Source organism: Streptomyces sp. NPDC006332 (assembly GCF_040612855.1).
GTDB lineage: Bacteria > Actinomycetota > Actinomycetes > Streptomycetales > Streptomycetaceae > Streptomyces.
In genome coordinates this window covers 85,411-103,520 of the sequence record NZ_JBEXRA010000026.1, presented here as the reverse complement: position 1 = coordinate 103,520, position 18,110 = coordinate 85,411, and the positions used below count along the sequence as shown (strand labels likewise).

Sequence of the window (18,110 nt, the reverse complement as noted above, 5' to 3'; positions counted from 1 at the left end):
CGGGTCACTGGTCCAGCTTGTTGTCGATGGACTTGACCGCGGAGTCCCAGGCCTCCTGAGCCGACTTGCCCTTCGTCACCAGGATGACGCCGTTGTCCGACAGGCCCTGCTGGATGATCTGGTCCTTCGGGCCGATCACCTGGACCGGGGCGCCCTTGGCGGCGTCGGCGAAGACCGTGCCGATCGGCTGGTCACCGGTCATCTCGTTCACCGCGCCGGTGACTTCGGGCATGGTGTAGGCGGCCGGGGCGCTCGGGAAGCTGGCCTGCACCTTGAACAGCTTCGCCTGCTGCTTGGGCGCGGTCAGCCAGGCCACGAACTTCTGGGCCTCCGCCACGTTCTTGCCGCTCTTGGGCACGGTCAGGAAGGAGCCGCCCCAGTTGCCGCCCTTGGGCGCCGCGGCGACGGCCCACTTGCCCTTCGCCTCCGGCTTCGAGTTGTCCTTCAGCGTGCCGAGCATCCACGGCGGGCAGGAGACGGTGGCGAACTTGCTGTTGGCGATCGTCGAGTTCCAGGCGGGCTGGAACTGCGTCTGCGCCTGGACGAGTCCCTTCTCGGCGGCCTCCGCGGTCAGGTTGAAAGCGGTCCTGACGGCCGGGTTCGACTTGTAGATGATCTTGCCGGAGGAGTCGTAGAACCGCTCCTTCTCGCTGCCGAGGATCCCGTTGAGCAGGCCTCCGGGGGAGTCCATGAAGACGGTGCCGCTGGGCGCCTTCTTCTTGTACCGCTCGCCGACCGAGATGAGCTTGGCCCAGTCACCCGCCCACAGCTTGCCGACCTCCCCGGGGTCGGTGGGCAGACCGGCCTGCTCGTAGAGGTCCTTGCGGTAGCAGATCGCCGTCGGGCCGACGTCGGTGCCGAGGCCGATCGTCTGGCCGTCCTTGGTCGTGGCCTGCTCCCACTTCCAGTCGAGCCAGTTGCTCTTGTCCACGCCCGAGACCTTGGAGAAGTCCGAGAGCTTGGCGGCCTGGGTGTTCACGATCTCGGCGATGTTGGCGACCTCGACGGCCTGGACGTCCAGCAGACCGCTGTTGGTGGTGAGGTGGTTCAGCAGCGGCGGGTAGTAGTTCTCGTTCTTCTGGATGACGTTGTCGGCGATCTTGATCTTGGGGTTGAGCTTCTCGTACTCGGCGTAGAGGCCGGCTTCCTTGAAGCCCATGGTGCCGAACAGGCCCAGGGTGATCGTGGTCTTGCCGCTGCCGTCTCCGTCCGTGGACGAGCCCTTGCCGTCGCCTCCGTCGTCGGCACAGCCGGCCAGCAGCCCGGCGCCCAGCGACGCGACAGCCGCGAGAACAACCGCCCTGTTGCGGGCGGATCGGGTACGTGCTCGCATTGCGTCCTCCTGTTGCCCTGACGTGCCGACCCCCCGGCCAACTGCCTTGTCGGGCCCGTTGGTTCTTGCTGCGGCTCGGGTGGGGAACGTGCGGGTTGTGTATGTGTCAGGTACCGTGGGAGCGCTCCCACTCGTGATGTGTTGAAGGTTCGTCGGTACGGACGGGGGTGTCAAGGGAGTCGGCAAGGAGATATGTCTTCAGTTATCAGCCTGTTAACTAACTCCGGGGGACAGTGATCCGGCCAGTGGTCCGGGGCACTCCCGCGCGGACGCGGGGGCCCACTGGGGGCGGCCGGGCCGTCGGCAGACTGTTAGATTCCAGGCCAGCGTGATGATGACGGCGGGAAGGCGGAGCCCATGGCAAGCCACGGAGCGCGTGGCCGAAGCGGTGGCCGGCCCACCCTCGAAGAGGTGGCGGCGCGGGCGGGCGTCGGTCGCGGCACGGTCTCCCGAGTGATCAACGGCTCGCCCCGGGTGAGCGACGCCACCCGGGCGGCGGTGGAGGCGGCGGTGGCCGAACTTGGCTACGTGCCCAACACCGCGGCGCGCGCCCTGGCCGCCAACCGCACCGACGCGATCGCCCTCGTCGTCCCCGAGCCGGAGACCCGCTTCTTCGCGGAACCGTACTTCTCGGACATGCTCAAGGGTGTCGGAGCCGAGATCTCGGACACCGAGATGCAGTTGCTGCTGATCTTCGCGGGCAACGACCGGGAACGGGCCCGCCTGGCCCAGTACCTGGCGGCGCACCGCGTCGACGGTGTCCTGCTGGTCTCCGTGCACGCCGACGACCCGCTGCCCGACCTGCTGTCCCAGCTGGAGATCCCGGCGGTGATCAGTGGCCCGAGGTCCGCCGCGGAAACGCTCCCGTCGGTCGACTCGGACAACTACGGCGGCGCCCGGTCGGCGGTCGAGCACCTGCTGGCCCGCGGTTCCCGGGCGGTAGCCCACATCACCGGCCGGCTCGACGTGTACGGCGCCCAGCGACGCGTCGACGGCTACCGCGACGCCCTGCGGGACGCGGGGCACGAGGCGGACGAGCGGCTGATCGAGCCCGGCGACTTCACCGAGGAGGGCGGTCGGCGCGCGATGACGAACCTGCTGGCCCGCCGACCCGACCTGGACGCGGTCTTCGCGGGCTCGGACGTGATGGCGGCCGGCGCCCGTCAGGTCCTGCGCGAGGAGGGCCGCCGTATCCCCGACGACGTGGCGCTCGTCGGTTACGACGACTCGGCCATCGCCCGCCACATGGATCCGCCGCTGACCAGTGTGCGCCAGCCCATCGAGGAGATGGGCCGCAGGATGATCGACCTGCTGCTGACCGAGATCGCCGACCGCCGTCCGGCGGTCACCCGGGAGCTGGAGCGGCGCCAGGTGGTGCTGGCGACGGAGCTGGTGGCGCGGGCGTCGTCCTGACCGGGTCACTGCCGGTGCCACCCGCGGCGCGGTCGCCGTCGCTGCTGCTCGGTGCGGTGTGTGACGAACCAGGCGATGCCCAGGAGTACGGCCCCGGCCACCCAGCAGAAGATCACGAGCCAGGCCCCGGTGAGCGACTCCGGGTCCTCGGCGTCCCGGCACAGCTCCCCGGCACACCCCTCACCCGCCGCGTCGAGGGCCACCACCAGCCACAGCAGCATGGCCAGGTTGAACGCGAGGAACACCCAGGTCAGCAGCCTCCACCGAGGATGGTGCGGAGCCCGCACGACGCGCCTCCCAACGTCATGAATGGCTCATAATCTGACAATACTCCTGTACGATTCACGCGAGTCCGTGTGGAAAACCGGCGCCGTCCGTCCCGCTCCGAGCCGCATGCTGGGCCCATGACCGCGCATCCGCCGACTTCCCATCCCCTGCTGGACATCGACGAGGTCCCCGAGCTGGAGCCCCACCTCCGCGACGTGGGCGAGGTGTTCCGCGCCTTCCGCACCCAGGACTCGGGCTGCGTCTCGTACGGCGTCCAACTCCCCGACGGCACACGCTGTTTCGTCAAGGAGGCCACCACCGACGCCGCCCACCGCTCGCTCGACCGCGCCTGGACCTTCCATCGATCGGTCCGACACCCGGCGATCGTCCCGCAACTGCACCGGATCACGCTACGGAACGGCCGTACGGCGACGGTGATGCCCTGGCGCGAGGGCGAGTCCCTCTACACTCCTTCCGGTTCCGGCCGCTCCCGCCCCGACAGCCCCCGGTCCCGCTTCCGCGCGCTCCCGATCCCCCGGGTCCTGGCCGCTCTGGACCGTGTCCTCGACGCCCATCTCGCGGTGGAGGCGGCGGGCCAGGTCGCCGTCGACCTCTACGACGGCTCCTTCCTCTACGACTTCCAGGCCGCCGAGCTCCACCTGATCGACCTCGACGAGTACCGCCCGGGCCCGTTCGTCCTCACCGCGGACCGCCTCCCCGGCTCCAGCCGCTTCATGGCCCCGGAGGAATCGAGACGCGGCGCCGTCATCGACCCTCGCACGACGGTGTACGTCCTCGGCCGTGCCGCCCGCATCCTCCTGGACGCCGACGACGACGAGGGCGCCTTCCGGGGCGCGGCGGCACAGGCGGCGGTCGTCGAACGGGCCACCCGCCCGGATCCGGGTGAACGATTCCAGAGCGTGCGGGAGTTGGTGACGGCGTGGCGGGCGGCCGCATGAGGGCCGAGGATCCGGACGAGTCCTGGTCGCCGCGCCCGCCGCGGTCCTCCAGGCCCTGCCTAGGGGGCGTCGCCGCCCAGGTCCAGCCGCCACCGTCGCTCGCCGTCCTGCTCCTCCTCGGTCGGCGCGAGGCCCGCCGCCGCGGCGACCGAGGCCGACGCGAGGTGCTCGGGGTGGATGTGGGCGACCACGGTCCGCACGGACCGCTTTGCGAGCCACTCGACGAGCGCCCGCGCCGCCTCGGAGGCGAACCCGCGCCCCTGCCAGCGCGTCCCGACCACCCAGGCGATCTCGGCGGTGTGCCCCGGGTCCGCGGTGCCCCGTCCGGGCCCCGTGCGTCCCCGCGTGATCGTCGCCTGGACCGTGCCCACCAGGCAGTTCTCCGTGAGGGGCCGCAGTATCCAGTTGCACCACGTCACGTCCGGGTCCGGCGACCCGGCGACCAGCCGCTCGTAGCGGGCCCGCAGCGCCTCGGGGGAGTAAGGGGTGCCGCCGATGAAGGTGTGCAGGGCCGCGTCGGACAGGACGGCGGCCATCTCCTCGGCGTCCTCGACTCGCAGAGGAAGGAGGTCGAGGCGGGATGTGGAGAGGGGCTCGGCGGACACGAAAGGCTTGGACATCGGCCCACCCTACGAGCAGCACGGGCCGGGTCGGGCGGCAGTACGCAGTACGTCGGGGTAATGGCCCCTCTTCGAAACCGGCGAGGAGCCCGGGCCGACACGCCGACCGGCCCGACGAACTCGCGGGAAAACCACGGAGGTTGAGGAACCAGCAGGTGGCTTCCTTCGTCCTGTGAGTCGTCCGTGGAACCCAGGAAAGGCCATCATGGCAAAGATCATCATCGCGGCCCCGCCCATCACCGGCGAGCTGTTACCGCTGCTGCGACTCGCCCGGGGGCTGGCCGGGCGAGGCCACCAGATCACGGTGGTGACCGGCAGCCGCTTCCGCGCGGACGTCGAGAACGCCGGGCTCGCTTTCACGCCGGTCACCGGCCTGGCCGACTTCGACGACCGCCTCGTCGGCGAGGACCCGGAACGCATGAAGCTCACCCCCGGGCCGGACATGCTCAACTACGACTGGAAGCACGCCTTCGTCGACCCAATCCCCGACCAGCACGCCGTCCTTCAGCACCTGCTGGAGCAGGATCCCGACCAGTACCTGATCTCCAACGTGGTGTGGCTCGGCGCGCTCCCCACCGCGATGGGCGCACCCGGCCTCCGGCCCCGCCGCTGGGTCGCGGTGAGCGCCGTCCCGCTCACCCTCAGCAGCGACGACACGACCTTCTTCGGACCGGTACCGGTCGGGCCCGGCGACGATCAGAAGGCCGCCAACCGGGCCGCCAACGCCCAGTTCGCCACGATGATGCAGCCGGCCCAGGACCATCTTGGCGAAGTCCTGCGGTCCCTCGGCACCACGAAGACCTTCCCCACGTTCTCGGACGGCATCATCACCGTCCCCGACGCGGCCGCCGTGCTGACCGTGCCCGGCTTCGAGTTCGAGCGCGGCGACGCACCGGACTCGGTGCACCTGGTCGGCATCCTGCCCAGCGGTAGCGCCCCCGACTGGAACCCCCCGGCCTGGTGGGCGGAGCTGGACGGTTCCCGCCCGGTCGTGGTCGTGACCCAGGGAACGGTCGCCAACCGCGACCTCTCCGAGCTCGTCGAACCCACCCTGACCGGCCTGGCCGACCTGGACGTCACCGTGGTGGCGGCGCTCGGCCGCGAGGTCGACGCACTGTCCATCCCGGTGCCGGCCAACGCGCGGGTCGCCGAGTTCATCCCGTTCGACGTGCTGCTGCCGAAGGCCGACCTGTACATCACGAACGGTGGCAACGGCGGCACCCAGCAGGCGATCGCCGCCGGTGTGCCGGTCATCGCGGCCGGTCTCACCGAGGACAAGCCCGCCGTCGCCGCACGGGTCGCCCATCACGGCCTCGGTGTCGACCTGCAGACCGCCACACCCACGCCGGAAGCAGTGGCGACAGCGGCCCAGCTGGTCCTCAAGGACGACCAGATACGCGACAACGTGCGCAAGCTCGCACAGGTGTACGCCGCGCACGACCCGCTCAGCGAGATCGAGCGCCTCATCCTCGGCTGACTCCACGAGGGCCGTCCATGATCGGTTCCCGTGCTGTTCCCATGGTGCCGGGAAACGTCAAGGGCTGACCTGCTTTCGCAGATCAGCCCTTGATCTTTCAGGGTGAGTGACGGGACTTGAACCCGCGGCATCCTGGACCACAACCAGGTGCTCTACCAGCTGAGCTACACCCACCATGTCGGCGGTTCGGGTTTCCCCGACCGGCCGAGAAAAAGTGTACAGGGTCCGAAGGGGTGCTCGCGCCCGGCTTTCGCGGTGCCCCTTCGAGGGCCGCTGTTCAGTCCTGTCGTCCAGGCAGGACGTGCTTGGTGGCTATCGCCTTCGCGGTGTCGGAGTCGGGGCCCGGCTGCGGTACGAAGACGGCCTCGCGGTAGTAGCGGAGTTCCGCGATGGACTCGCGGATGTCGGCGAGCGCGCGATGGTTGCCGTTCTTCTTCGGGCTGTTGAAGTACGCCCGCGGGTACCAGCGCCGGGCGAGTTCCTTGATGCTGGACACGTCGACGATCCGGTAGTGGAGGTAGCCCTCCAGCGTCGGCATGTCCCGGAGCAGGAAACCACGGTCCGTCCCGACCGAGTTGCCGCACAGCGGGGCCTTGCCGGGTTCCTTCACATGCTCCCGTACGTACGTCAGGACCTGCTCCTCGGCATCCGCGAGCGTGGTGCCCCCGGACAGTTCCGTGAGCAGCCCGGACGCGGTGTGCATCTGACGCACCACCTCCGGCATCGTCTCCAGTGCCTGGTCCGGCGGACGGATGACGATGTCCACACCCTCGCCGAGGATGTTCAGCTCGGAGTCGGTCACCAGGGCGGCCACCTCGATGAGCGCGTCGTCGGACAGCGAGAGGCCGGTCATCTCGCAGTCGATCCACACCATGCGATCGTTCATGCGACCACCCTAAGGCTGGCGTGCGCCGATGTGGGCGCCCGGTGCGCCCGCGGACCTCGCCGGGGGAGGGGACAGGCGGCGGGGGCGGGCGCCAGTCGGCACCCACCCCCGCCGCCACACCTCACGCTCACATCCCGCCGCGCTGCCCCGGCAGACTCGCCCGGCTGCCCGCGTACGCCTCGCGCCCGTTGTCCGAGGACGACGAGGAGGCCGACGGCGAGGTCGATGACGACAGTGACGCTGACGTCCCGACCGGGCTCGGTGCCGTGCGCCGGGTCTGGAGCGGAAGCGACCCGCCGCTGTCCGGGTGCAGCGGCGTCTGCGGGCTCGCCGGACCCGCCTGCCCGGCCGACAGCGCCATGCCGTCGCTGTCCACCGGCGGCCGCTCCCCCTGCGGCCTACGGGCGCGGTACGCGGCCCGGTAGGCGGCCGGGGACGAACCCAGCTGACGGCGGAAGTGCCCACGCAGCGCCACCGGTGAGCGGAAGCCGCAGCGGCCCGCGACCTCGTCCACCGAGTAGTCCGACGTCTCAAGCAGTCGCTGCGCCTGCAGCACCCGCTGAGTGATCAGCCACTGCAGCGGTGCGCTGCCGGTCAGCGACCGGAAGCGGCGGTCGAACGTACGGCGGCTCATGTACGCGCGCGCCGCGAGCGTCTCCACGTCGAACTGCTCGTGCAGGTGCTCCAGCGCCCACGCGACCACCTCGGCGAGCGGGTCGGCGCCGATCTCCTCTGGTAAAGACCGATCGAGATAGCGCTCCTGGCCGCCCGACCGGCGCGGCGGTACCACCAGACGCCGGGCCAGCGCGCCCGCCGCCTCGTTGCCGTGGTCCGTGCGAACGATGTGGAGACAGAGATCGATTCCGGCCGCGGTACCCGCGGACGTCAGCACGTCGCCGTCGTCCACGAACAGTTCGCGCGGGTCGACGTGCACCGACGGATAGCGCTTGGCCAGGGTCGGCGCGTACATCCAGTGTGTGGTGGCGGGCCGGCCGTCCAGCAGTCCCGCCGCCGCGAGGACGAAGGCGCCGGTGCACAGCCCGACGATGCGGGCGCCCTCCTCGTGGGCGCGGCGCAGTGCGTCGAGCGCCTCCTCGGGTGGCGGAGAAGTGATCGAACGCCAGGCCGGCACGACGACGGTGCCCGCCCGGGAGATCGCTTCCAGGCCATGCGGCGCGGTGAGTTCCAGGCCCCCTGTGGTCCGCAGAGGGCCTTCCTCGCCGCCGCACACCAGCAAGCGGTAGCGCGGCACGCCGGCGTCCTGACGGTCGATCCCGAAGACCGACAGTGGTATGGAACTCTCGAAGATGGGGCCGCCGCTGAACAGCAGCACCGCGACGATCTCCTTGCGGCGACGCCCGGAGAGTTTCCGGGCTGCGGCTTCCGGCGCGGCAGCGGAGTCGTGGCTCATACTGCTAAGCCCCCCTCGGTGGTCGCGGCACCCTTAACCTTTCGGGTCTGTCGCTCCAACACGTTTCCCCTCGGTCCTGCACGAGTCCCCCGCCGTAAGACAGTCAAGATCGAATCTACTGCGTCCCGTGCGCCGGCGTGACCAGTTGGTCATCCGGCACATTGTCGACTTGGCAACTTGGCGTGAAGCATTCGATCACGAAGCGTTGCACTCGTGGGGCGTGCAGGGAAGTGCGCCTTGTCGCAGTGGCTAATCCACGTAGGGTGCGCAGACCCCGAAAGACCCTTTCCGTGCAGGTGGAACGGGGGTTGGGGGGTACTTCGGCCAAGGGGTGGGCGGGGGCCAGAAGTTGGCTGAAAAGAGTCGTGTACGTGCGCGGAAACCGGTCAACCGACCGGTGTATTTCCCCCACTGTGACGTCCGCCTCTATGAGCCCCGGCTCCGGCCCGGTGGTGACGGCCGTGCGGGCGGCCGTGGTGGGCGCCGCGACGGCGGGACCGCTCCTCGGCCCGCATCCGCGCCGCGCCGCGCTCCGACTGGCGCAGGAGAATACGGCAGACCGTGGTCACCGCGGCCAGACCCAGGGCGGTGCCGACGGCCCCGGCCGGCGAGCTGCCGTACCAGAGGAGGACGACGGGGACCAGGACGCAGCTGAAGGCCGCCCAGCGGACGACGTCGGTGGCGGAGTCCTGGCCGGGTGAGGTCGCGCGGGGGGCTTCGGTACGGGGTCTGGGACCGGACATGCGTGCTCCCTGGGGCGTGGCTCACGGGGTTCAACGCGTGTTCGATCGATCGGTCACTGTGCGTCCGAAATGGAACGTCGCTAAGTGAATCCTGTGCGAACCGGCTGTACAGCGCAGCAACCATTGCGTTACGGGCGCCCCTCGTGCATGCTCCCTGGAACCCCCGCGACGGGGGTCCTCCCGCCCGGAGCGAAGCCGAGGGTGGGGGAGCGGACGGGAACTGGGCTAAGGAGGCGTGCCGCCGTACCCTTGAGGGTACGAGGTGGGGAAGATGATTCCCGGACACAGCTCCGCCGCACACTGATGTCCCATCCATAAAGGATCACAACGCCGAGACAGCCATGGCCGGTCACGAATTCTTCGAACCCGCGGACCGCAAGCGGCCCGTCGCCGATCACACGGCGGCCGAGCCCCTGGCGGCGGAAGAGTCACGTCATTCCTGCGACCCAGCGTTCAAGCACGGCGTCGTCGTGGGCTTCGACGGGTCCACCTCCAGCGAGCGCGCCCTCGCGTACGCCATCGGCATGGCCCACCGCTCCGGGTCGGGCCTGATCATCGTGCACGTCGCCAACCGGCTGCCCACCACCGTGTGGGCGGGTTGCGAGCCCCCGGTCTTCGTCGACGTACCGGACCACCGCACCGAGGTCCTCGGGCTGGAGCTGGCCTGTGCGGAGTACCTCGCCGAGGTGCCCTGGATCCTCGTCGAGCGTGGCGGCGACATCTGTCACGAGCTCGAAGAGGTGGGCCGGGAGTACGAGGCGGACGCGATCGTCGTCGGCTCCACCCACGGCCTCGTCGGGCGCCTCTTCGGGTCCGTCGCGGGGCGGCTCGCCAAGCGGGCGAAGCGGCCCGTGATGGTCATCCCGTAGGAGCCCACGCCCAGCGACCGCGCTGCTGTCGTTGTCAATCCGGCACTCGTCGTTCTCCCAGGTGAGATGTGCCCTGGGTATTGCCAACTCCCTTTGTGCGCCGCCCGAATCTACTCGCGGGTAGATGTGTTTGTGCCCTTGTGAAGGGCATATACGGGTCACCGCACCACCGCATATGCATGAAGGGAGCCCGCCGTGGACAACGACGTCTCTGCGGGAAGCAACACCACGATCGTCGGCCGACTCGCGCTCGGCATCACCCTGTTGGCCTTCGGCCTCGGGTACACCGACCTGATCGACGGCGTGACGGCGACTGACGCCGTATCAGTGGCCCACTACGTAGGCGGCGTCGCGCTCTTCGTCGCCGGCCTGTTCGCGTTCCGTGACCGTGACACCGTCACCGGTACGGCCTTCTCCGCCATCGGCGCGCTGTGGTTCACCTGGGCCGTCTCGGCCGGTGGCCAGGTCTCCGACAACGCGGCCGGACTGTTCCTGCTGCTGTTCGCGCTGGTCGTGCTGTCCCTCACCGTGGCCGTCGGCGATCCGCTCGCCAAGGGCACGTACGGGCTGTTCCTGGTCTCCCTGGTGCTGCTGGCCATCGCCCAGTTCGCCGGCAACGACGGGCTCGCCAAGGTCGCCGGCTGGTTCGCCGTGGCGGCGGGCGCGGTGGCCTGGTACGCCGCCACGGCGGCCCTGGCCCAGTGGCCGACCGCCCTCCCGCGACGCGCGGCCCGGGGAGTGACGGTCGCCGGTTAGCCGCGTAGGCCGGGGGTTGGGCGGCCCCCGGCATTGAGAACGGACCCCCCGTGACTGTGGCGTCACGTGGGGGTCCGTCGCATGTGGTCGGCTGCGGGGCGGCTGCTACTCCACCGTCACGGACTTCGCGAGGTTCCTCGGCTTGTCGATGTCCCGGCCCAGGGACAACGCCGTGTGGTACGCGAGGAGCTGGAGCGGGATGCCCAGCAGGATCGGGTCCAGTTCGGCCTCGTTCTTCGGGACCACGATGGTCTGGTCGGCCTTCTCCTGGCACTCGTGGGCCACCGCGAGGATCCGGCCGCTGCGGGCCTTGATCTCCTCCAGGGCGGCACGGTTCTTCTCCAGCAGGTCGTCGTCCGGGACGATCGCGACCGTCGGCAGGGCGGGCTCGATCAGGGCCAGCGGGCCGTGCTTGAGCTCGGAGGCCGGGTAGGCCTCGGCGTGGATGTACGAGACCTCCTTGAGCTTCAGGGAGGCCTCACGTGCCACCGGGTAGCCCCGGACCCGGCCGATGAAGAGCATCGAGCGGGCCGCGGCGTACTCCTCGGCCAGCTTCCTGATCTCCTCCTCCTGCTCCAGGATCTCGGTGATCTGCCCGGGCAGCTTCCGCAGCCCCTCGATGATCCGCTTGCCGTCCCGGACCGAGAGGTCGCGGGTGCGGCCCAGGTGCAGCGCGAGCAGGGCGAAGGCGACGGTGGTGTTCGTGAAGCACTTCGTCGACACCACGCAGACCTCGGGGCCGGCGTGCACGTAGACGCCGCCGTCCGCCTCGCGGGCGATCGCCGAGCCGACCACGTTGACGACGCCCAGCACCCGCGCGCCCTTGCGCTTCAGCTCCTGGACGGCTGCCAGGACGTCGTAGGTCTCACCGGACTGGGAGACGGCCACGTACAGCGTGTTCGGGTCGACGACCGCGTTGCGGTAGCGGAACTCGGACGCCGGCTCGGCGTCGGCGGGGATACGGGCCAGCTCCTCGATCATCTGGGCGCCGATCATGCCCGCGTGGTAGGAGGTGCCGCAGCCCAGGATCTTCACCCGGCGGATCTGGCGCGCCTCGCGGGCGTCCAGGTTCAGGCCGCCGAGGCGCACGGTGGAGAAGCGGTCGTCGATGCGGCCGCGCAGCACCCGGTCCACGGCTTCCGCCTGCTCGTGGATCTCCTTGTGCATGTAGGTGTCGTGGCCGCCCATGTCGTAGGAGGCGGCCTCCCACTCCACGGTGGTCGGCTCGGCGGTGGTCCGGGTGCCCTCGGTGGTGTAGGTGCGGAAGTCGTCGGCCTTCAGGGTGGCCATCTCGCCGTCGTCCAGCGTCACGATCTGGCGCGTGTGGGCGACCAGGGCGGCGATGTCGGAGGCGACGAACATCTCCTTCTCGCCGATGCCGAGGACGACCGGGGAGCCGTTGCGGGCGACCACGATCCGGTCGGGGAAGTCGGCGTGCAGGACGGCGATGCCGTAGGTGCCCTCGATGACCCGCAGGGTCTCACGGACCCTGTCCTCCAGCTTCGCGCCCTGGGCGCGGGCGATGAGGTGGACCAGGACCTCCGTGTCGGTCTCGGAGAGGAACTCGACGCCGTCCGCCTCCAGCTTGCGGCGCAGGTCGGCGGCGTTGTCGATGATGCCGTTGTGGACGACCGCGACCTTGCCCTCGGCGTCCAGGTGCGGGTGGGCGTTCACGTCGGAGGGGGCACCGTGGGTGGCCCACCGGGTGTGCGCGATGCCGGTCGTGCCCTTGAAGCGCGCCGGGACCTTGGCCTCCAGATCCCGGACCCGGCCCTTGGCCTTGACCATCTTCAGGCCGGACGTCTTCGGGGAGGTGACGACGATGCCCGCCGAGTCGTAGCCGCGGTACTCCAGGCGCTGCAGGCCCTCCAGGAGCAGCGGAGCCACGTCACGCTTCCCGATGTATCCCACGATGCCGCACATACAGGTGTGTCCCTCAGCCGTAGACGATGCGGCGCAGCTGCCTGAGCGTGAGCTCCGGCGGCGCGACCGCGCGGTATTTGAGATCCGCCTCGATCCGTACGAAGATCTCCGCGTTCACCAGGCCCTGGGCCTGCAACTCGCGGTGGCGGCGACGGACGTGTTCCTCGGTCGTCTCGTCGAAATAGGCGAGCACGTCCAGGATCACGCGCAGTGCCTCGCCCCGGTTGAGGGGCGTGGACCGCGCCAGATGATCAACGAGTTCGTCGTGCACTCGGTAGATCCTGAGGTACCGCCGACCGTTTCGCAAGAATTCTGCCCGATATCGGGCACGTGTCCCTAGCGGATCTTTGGGTGAACGTTGAATCTGTCATGAGGACCTGTTCGTGAATCGTCCATCCGGAGTCCTGCGACTCGTCGCCTGAGGGGACGAGTTTCAGACGTCATGGACATACCTCGCATGGGCGTACCCGAGAAGCTCGCCGAGCGCATGAGCATGGCCGAGCAGCACGAGTACCTGCGCAACAGATTCTCCCGACGCACGATGATCAGGGGCGGCGCCGTCACGCTGGGCGCCGTCGCGGGTGGCGCGTTCGTACCGGGTGCCACCGCGGTGGCCGCCGCCGCGACCCCGGCCGACAGCCCGGCCGCCGCGACCGTCGACGGCTCCCTGGTCGCCCCCTTCGGCCGCCACCTCGCCTTCGGCAGCGACCCGCGCACGGAGATCACCGTCTCCTGGCAGGTCCCGGTCGCCGTCAAGAAGCCCTTCATCCGGATCGGCGCCCAGCCCTGGGACCTCTCCCGCAAGATCGAGGCCGAGGTGCGCACCCTGTACACCCCGGCCGGTGTCGGTGCCAGCGGCAACCACACCCAGTACTACGTGCACGCCAAGCTGACCCACCTCAAGCCCGGCAGGACCTACTACTACGGCGCCGGCCACCAGGGCTTCGACCCGGCCGAGCCGCACCTGCTCGGCACCCTCGGCACCTTCACCACGGCCCCCGCCGGCCAGGAGCCGTTCACCTTCACCGCCTTCGGCGACGAGGGCGTCAGCTATCACGGGCTGGCCAACAACAGCCTGCTCCTTGGCCAGAACCCCGCCTTCCACCTGCACGCCGGAGACATCGCCTACGCCGACCCGTCCGGCTCCGGGCAGACCTCCGACACCGGGTTCGACTCGCGGATCTGGGACCAGTTCCTCGCCCAGACCGAGTCGGTCGCCAAGTCCGTCCCGTGGATGCCGGCCTACGGCAACCACGACATGGAGGCCTGGTACTCGCCCAACGGCTACGGCGGTGAGGAGGCCCGCTGGACCCTCCCGGACAACGGCCCCGACGCCAAGAACCTCCCGGGCGTCTACACCTTCGTCTACGGCAACACCGCGATCATCTCGCTCGACGCCAACGACATCTCCTTCGAGATCCCGGCCAACCTCGGCATCTCGGGCGGCACCCAGACCACCTGGCTGGAGACTCAGCTCAAGAAGTACCGCGCGTCCGACGACATCGACTTCGTCGTCGTCTTCTTCCACCACTGCGCCTACTGCACCTCCACCTCGCACGCCTCGGAGGGGGGCGTGCGCCAGGAGTGGGTACCGCTGTTCGAGAAGTACACCGTCGACCTGGTGATCAACGGCCACAACCACCAGTACGAGCGCACCGACGTCATCAAGGCGGGCGCGGTCACCAAGAAGCTCCCGATCGGCGGCACGGCGTACACCGAGACCGACGGCGTGGTGTACGTGACGGCGGGTGCGGCGGGCCGCAGCCTCTACGCGTTCAGCGCCCCGCTGTCGTACGAGGGGCACGAGAACGAGGTCGAGTCCGTGTCCTCGTTCATCAACGTCAAGGGCGGCAAGCAGAACGAGACCGTGGCCTGGTCCCGGGTGCGCTACCTCGACTACTCCTTCCTGCGCGTGGACGTCACCCCGGCCGCCAAGGGCCGCACGACCACGCTGACGGTGCGGGGCATCGCCGAGAGCGGTGACCAGGTCGACCACTTCACGGTGGCGCGCAAGGCGAAGTAGGGCAACGGACGCCGCTTGTGTACCTGCGAGGCGGGCACGGGCCCACGGCAGGCGGTCCTCGGCGTGGAGAGCTACATCCGCTTGAGGATCGCCTGCTTCGCCGTCCCGAACTCCTCGTCCGTCAGCACGCCCGCGCGGTGCAGCTCACCGAGCTCACGCAGCCGCCGCAGCACCGCGTCATGGTCGTGTTCGGTGGCGGGGGCGGGTACGGCGAGCGCACCGGGCCGCGGCGGCCGGCCGTCCTCCCCCCGGGTCGCCGGATGCGGCAGCCGGGCCTGGACGGCCGCCGCGACCAGGGCCATCAGCGGGTCCTTGCGGAAGTTCCACAGCTCCACGGCGTTCGGGTCGTACTTCGGCGGGACCTTGCCGGGGGAGTTCCGCACGGTGAAGCGGAGGCAGCCGTTCTCCAGGCCGGCCGCCGGATGCCACTCCACGGCCTCCACGTCGGTGAGGGCGAGGACCCGGGGCCCGCCCGCGGCCTTGGCGTCCTCCGTCTTCCAGTTCCACTCCAGGCGGACCTGCTCGCCGTCGAAGCTCGCCGTGCCGTCCCCGGCGGACACAGAGATGGGGACGGCCGGACCCGGCAGCAGGTACCTGTCCACCGGGTCCGCGGGCACCTGGTCAAGGAGCAGCGCGCCCCGCACCTCGTCCACGAAGTACTCGGCGACGCCGTAGCGGTCGGACTCGACGGTCAGCTGGTACGGGTCGTGCGGTTCGCCGAGCCGGCCGCCGGTCGCGAGCAGCAGCGGATCGGAGCCGTCCCGCAGCCGCAGCCGCAACCGGCCGGTCCGCTTCCCCTGTTCGAACGACACGCCCGCCAACGCCGGTAACGGGACGACGAGTTCACCCAGCGTCCTGCGCAGGAGACTGACGTTCTTGTCCGTTCCCGGAGTCAGCCGCAGGGTGTCGCCGTCGAAGACCCACGTACCGTCCTTCTGGATGATTTCCGCCATGGGGGAATTGTTTCACCGCGCTCGGGCGTGGGCGCCGGTCACAGCCCGGCGAGGGGGTTCTCCAGGTTGCCGACCAGTTGGAGCGCGCCCGAGGGGTCCGCCAGGTCCACCATCTGCTTGTTGTCGCGCAGCTGGAGCCGGTTGAGGCAGGACAGCGCGAACTCGGGGGCGAACATGTCGTACCGCTCGAACTTGTCGGCGAGCTCGGGCACCGAGCGCTGGTAGTCGCGGGTCACCTCGGCGACCGTTCGCCAGAAGTCCTCCTCCTCCAGGATCCCCTCGGTGGCGAGGTTCGCCGCGAGGAAGCGGAAGAAGCAGTCGAAGACGTCCGTGAAGATCGACAGGAGCTTCTTGTCGTCGGGGACCTCCACGCGCAGTCGCTCGACTGTCGGCGGCAGTACCGCGTCCGGGTCCATGACCGCGATCTCCTCGGCGATGTCCTTGTAGATCGCGCGCTGGACGGCGCCGTCCTTCAGGACCAGGATGACGTTCTCGCCGTGCGGCATGTAGACCAGGTCGTAGGCGTAGAAGCTGTGCAGCAGCGGGGTGTAGTAGGCCCGCAGGTAGCGGCGCAGCCATTCGGCCGGCGCCAGCCCCGACCGCTCGATCAGGGCGCCCGCGAAGGTCGCGCCCGCGTGGTCCACATGGAGGAGGGAGGCCATGGTGGCCAGGGACTCGCCGTCCTGGAGGGAGGCGACCGGGCTCTCCCGCCACAGCGCGGCGAGCATCTTGCGGTACGGCGAGTAGCGGTCGGTGGCCGCCTCGTACTCCAGGTGCCGGTAGCCCACGGCCGCCCGCTCCCGGATGACCGTCAGGCCGGTGTCCTTCAACACCGGGTCGCTGTCGATGAGTTGGGCCAGCCAGTCGTTGATCGCCGGGGTCGCCTCCATGTAGGCGGCCGACAGCCCGCGCATGAAGCCCATGTTGAGGACGGACAGGGCCGTCTTCACGTAGTGCTTCTCGGGGTGGGAGCTGTTGAAGAAGGTCCGGATGGACTGCTGGGCCAGGTACTCGTCGTCGCCCTCGCCCAGGCACACGAGGTGGCCGCGGGCGACCTCGGCGGCGAAGGTGACGGTGAGCTTGTTCCACCACTGCCAGGGGTGGACCGGGATAAGGAGGTAGTCGGCCGGGTCGAGGCCGCGGTCGCGCAGGACGGAGTCGAACCGCTCTACGGTCTCCTCGCCCAGCTCGCTCCGTACGAAGGACTCGTACTCGATCCCGACCCCGGCCGTGAACGCCGCCCGCGAGCGGTGCGCGGCCAGCCACACCAGGCGGACGGGGCTCGCGGTCTCGGGCGCGTACGACAGGTACTCGTGGATCCCGAAACCGAGCCGCCCGTTGTTGGCGACGAAGCAGGGGTGGCCCTCGGTCATCCCCGTCTCGATCTCCTGGAAGCCGCCGTTCACCAGCTCGGCGACCGGGGTCTGCGGCTTGCTGAGTTTGAAGCAGGTGCCGGAGAGGGTGGAGGAGATCTCCTCCAGGTAGACCGGGAGGATCTCGTCGCTCAGGCCCAGCGCCTGCCTCAGCTCGATGAAGAAGTCCAGTGCGGCGAGGGGGAGTTCGGCGCCGTCGCGGGTGCGGGTGAGGGATCCGGCGTCCACCTGCCAGTGGTCGAGGGCGTGGCGGGCGGCGGTGAAGCGGTAGCGGGTCAGACCGTCGTCGCTGCGGACCTCGAAGCCACCGTCGGCGGTGGCCTCGGGCGTGATGAGCCGCTCGTGGGCGAACTCGGCGAGGGCCTTGCGGATGAGCAGGCGGTTGGCCTTCTCCCAGTGCTCGGGGGAGAGGTGGGCCACGGCGTCGGCGAGGGTCATATGGCCACCCCCGTCGCGATGAGACTGTCCCTTTTCTCGAGGAACTGCTCTCGGGTGCAGAAGCTCAGCAAGGCCTTCTTCTCCGGCTTCTGGATCTCGTACGCGGGCACGAATCCGACGGCTTCGTTCAGGGCGTGGACGGCCTTGTTGGTCACGTCCGGCTCGACGACGACGCGCCGGGTCGCCGGGTCCTCGAAGAGGCGGGCCATCACGGCGGTGATGACCGACCGGGTGAACCCGTGCACGGGCCGGTCGGTGGCCGGAGTCAGGAAGTGCATCCCCACGTCACCGGGCAACGGCTCGTACAGGCCGACCAGTTCGCGGTGGCGGGGGTCGTAGTACTCCATCAGGAAGGCCGGCTCGCCGTCCCTCAGCCCGAGCAGCGCGTGCTGGTGCTCGTCGGCCGCGATCTCCATATAGGCCCGCTCGACGTCCACCAGTGTCGCGTCCTGCATCATCCAGTAGGCCGCCTTGGGGTGGGTGAGCCAGGAATGCAGGAGCTCGGCGTCCTTCAGGGGGTCGAGGGGGCGGAAGGCGAAGGTGCCCACCTGTGGGGCGGGGGTCATGGGTGACTCCTTGAGCGCATGGTTCGGTCGTCGAGGGCGAGTGATGGAGGCGTCGATGTCTTTCGGTGCGAGTTTCACGAATACCGCACCGCGATTCTCC

At 69.7% G+C, this 18,110-nt stretch carries 17 protein-coding genes and 1 tRNA gene; 6 read left to right on the top strand and 12 right to left on the bottom strand.

The annotated features are described in order from the left end of the window. Positions 1–4: 4 nt before the first annotated feature. On the bottom strand, positions 5–1,333 hold the full coding sequence (locus tag ABZ027_RS23580) for an extracellular solute-binding protein (RefSeq protein WP_356771416.1): 1,329 nt from the start codon (positions 1,331–1,333) through the stop codon (positions 5–7). Positions 1,334–1,690: 357 nt separating this feature from the next. Between ABZ027_RS23580 and ABZ027_RS23575 the strand changes: the two genes are divergently transcribed. After that, complete coding sequence (locus ABZ027_RS23575) at positions 1,691–2,746, top strand: LacI family DNA-binding transcriptional regulator (protein WP_356771414.1); 1,056 nt, start codon at positions 1,691–1,693, stop codon at positions 2,744–2,746. 5 nt (positions 2,747–2,751) lie between these two features. Here ABZ027_RS23575 and ABZ027_RS23570 read toward each other — a convergent pair whose 3' ends face one another. Beyond that, the gene (locus ABZ027_RS23570; protein WP_356771412.1) at positions 2,752–3,033 is read right to left on the bottom strand and encodes a hypothetical protein; all 282 of its coding nucleotides are present in this window, start codon (positions 3,031–3,033) and stop codon (positions 2,752–2,754) included. A gap of 117 nt (positions 3,034–3,150) precedes the next feature. On the opposite strand from ABZ027_RS23570, the gene ABZ027_RS23565 reads away from it, so the two are divergent. After that, the gene (locus tag ABZ027_RS23565; protein ID WP_356771410.1) at positions 3,151–3,972 is read left to right on the top strand and encodes a serine/threonine protein kinase; all 822 of its coding nucleotides are present in this window, start codon (positions 3,151–3,153) and stop codon (positions 3,970–3,972) included. 59 nt (positions 3,973–4,031) lie between these two features. Here the strand turns inward: ABZ027_RS23565 and ABZ027_RS23560 are convergent, their stop codons facing one another. Continuing rightward, the gene (locus tag ABZ027_RS23560) at positions 4,032–4,592 is read right to left on the bottom strand and encodes a GNAT family N-acetyltransferase (RefSeq protein WP_356771408.1); all 561 of its coding nucleotides are present in this window, start codon (positions 4,590–4,592) and stop codon (positions 4,032–4,034) included. A 205-nt stretch (positions 4,593–4,797) separates the two neighbouring features. Between ABZ027_RS23560 and ABZ027_RS23555 the strand changes: the two genes are divergently transcribed. Beyond that, positions 4,798–6,069: a nucleotide disphospho-sugar-binding domain-containing protein gene (locus tag ABZ027_RS23555; protein ID WP_356771406.1), complete on the top strand. Its 1,272-nt coding sequence runs from the start codon at positions 4,798–4,800 to the stop codon at positions 6,067–6,069. Between the two features lie 101 nt (positions 6,070–6,170). On the opposite strand, the gene ABZ027_RS23550 is transcribed toward ABZ027_RS23555, so the two are convergent. The 4 genes from ABZ027_RS23550 to ABZ027_RS23535 form a co-directional block, all read right to left on the bottom strand. Continuing rightward, a tRNA-His gene (locus ABZ027_RS23550) sits at positions 6,171–6,243 on the bottom strand. Between the two features lie 103 nt (positions 6,244–6,346). Further along, positions 6,347–6,955, bottom strand: a complete 609-nt coding sequence (gene orn, locus ABZ027_RS23545; protein ID WP_356771404.1) for an oligoribonuclease — start codon at positions 6,953–6,955, stop codon at positions 6,347–6,349. A 127-nt stretch (positions 6,956–7,082) separates the two neighbouring features. Next, on the bottom strand, positions 7,083–8,366 hold the full coding sequence (locus ABZ027_RS23540) for a helix-turn-helix domain-containing protein (protein ID WP_356771402.1): 1,284 nt from the start codon (positions 8,364–8,366) through the stop codon (positions 7,083–7,085). Positions 8,367–8,752: 386 nt separating this feature from the next. After that, positions 8,753–9,109, bottom strand: a complete 357-nt coding sequence (locus ABZ027_RS23535) for a hypothetical protein (RefSeq protein WP_356771400.1) — start codon at positions 9,107–9,109, stop codon at positions 8,753–8,755. A 341-nt stretch (positions 9,110–9,450) separates the two neighbouring features. On the opposite strand from ABZ027_RS23535, the gene ABZ027_RS23530 reads away from it, so the two are divergent. Together ABZ027_RS23530 and ABZ027_RS23525 are read left to right on the top strand one after the other, a co-directional pair. Then, a complete protein-coding gene (locus tag ABZ027_RS23530) occupies positions 9,451–9,978 on the top strand; it encodes a universal stress protein (RefSeq protein WP_356771399.1) in 528 nt (175 codons plus the stop codon). Between the two features lie 195 nt (positions 9,979–10,173). Continuing rightward, positions 10,174–10,734 (top strand): GPR1/FUN34/YaaH family transporter, encoded by a 561-nt coding sequence (locus tag ABZ027_RS23525; RefSeq protein ID WP_356771397.1) that lies wholly within the window; start codon positions 10,174–10,176, stop codon positions 10,732–10,734. Between the two features lie 105 nt (positions 10,735–10,839). Here ABZ027_RS23525 and glmS read toward each other — a convergent pair whose 3' ends face one another. Then, a complete protein-coding gene (gene glmS / locus ABZ027_RS23520) occupies positions 10,840–12,657 on the bottom strand; it encodes a glutamine--fructose-6-phosphate transaminase (isomerizing) (RefSeq protein ID WP_356771395.1) in 1,818 nt (605 codons plus the stop codon). A gap of 13 nt (positions 12,658–12,670) precedes the next feature. Continuing rightward, a complete protein-coding gene (locus ABZ027_RS23515) occupies positions 12,671–12,928 on the bottom strand; it encodes a hypothetical protein (protein ID WP_356771393.1) in 258 nt (85 codons plus the stop codon). A gap of 171 nt (positions 12,929–13,099) precedes the next feature. On the opposite strand from ABZ027_RS23515, the gene ABZ027_RS23510 reads away from it, so the two are divergent. Further along, entirely contained in the window at positions 13,100–14,680 is a 1,581-nt protein-coding gene (locus ABZ027_RS23510; protein ID WP_356771391.1) for a metallophosphoesterase family protein, read from the top strand. A gap of 71 nt (positions 14,681–14,751) precedes the next feature. On the opposite strand, the gene ABZ027_RS23505 is transcribed toward ABZ027_RS23510, so the two are convergent. Genes ABZ027_RS23505 through ABZ027_RS23495 form a run of 3 tightly spaced genes read right to left on the bottom strand, consistent with a single transcriptional unit; the run spans position 14,752 to position 18,010 of the window. Then, positions 14,752–15,633, bottom strand: a complete 882-nt coding sequence (locus tag ABZ027_RS23505) for a DUF4429 domain-containing protein (RefSeq protein ID WP_356771389.1) — start codon at positions 15,631–15,633, stop codon at positions 14,752–14,754. A gap of 38 nt (positions 15,634–15,671) precedes the next feature. Beyond that, positions 15,672–17,444: an IucA/IucC family siderophore biosynthesis protein gene (locus ABZ027_RS23500; protein WP_356771387.1), complete on the bottom strand. Its 1,773-nt coding sequence runs from the start codon at positions 17,442–17,444 to the stop codon at positions 15,672–15,674. After that, positions 17,441–18,010 (bottom strand): GNAT family N-acetyltransferase, encoded by a 570-nt coding sequence (locus ABZ027_RS23495; RefSeq protein WP_356771385.1) that lies wholly within the window; start codon positions 18,008–18,010, stop codon positions 17,441–17,443. The genes ABZ027_RS23500 and ABZ027_RS23495 overlap by 4 nt, the downstream gene beginning before the upstream one ends. Positions 18,011–18,110 lie beyond the last annotated feature (100 nt).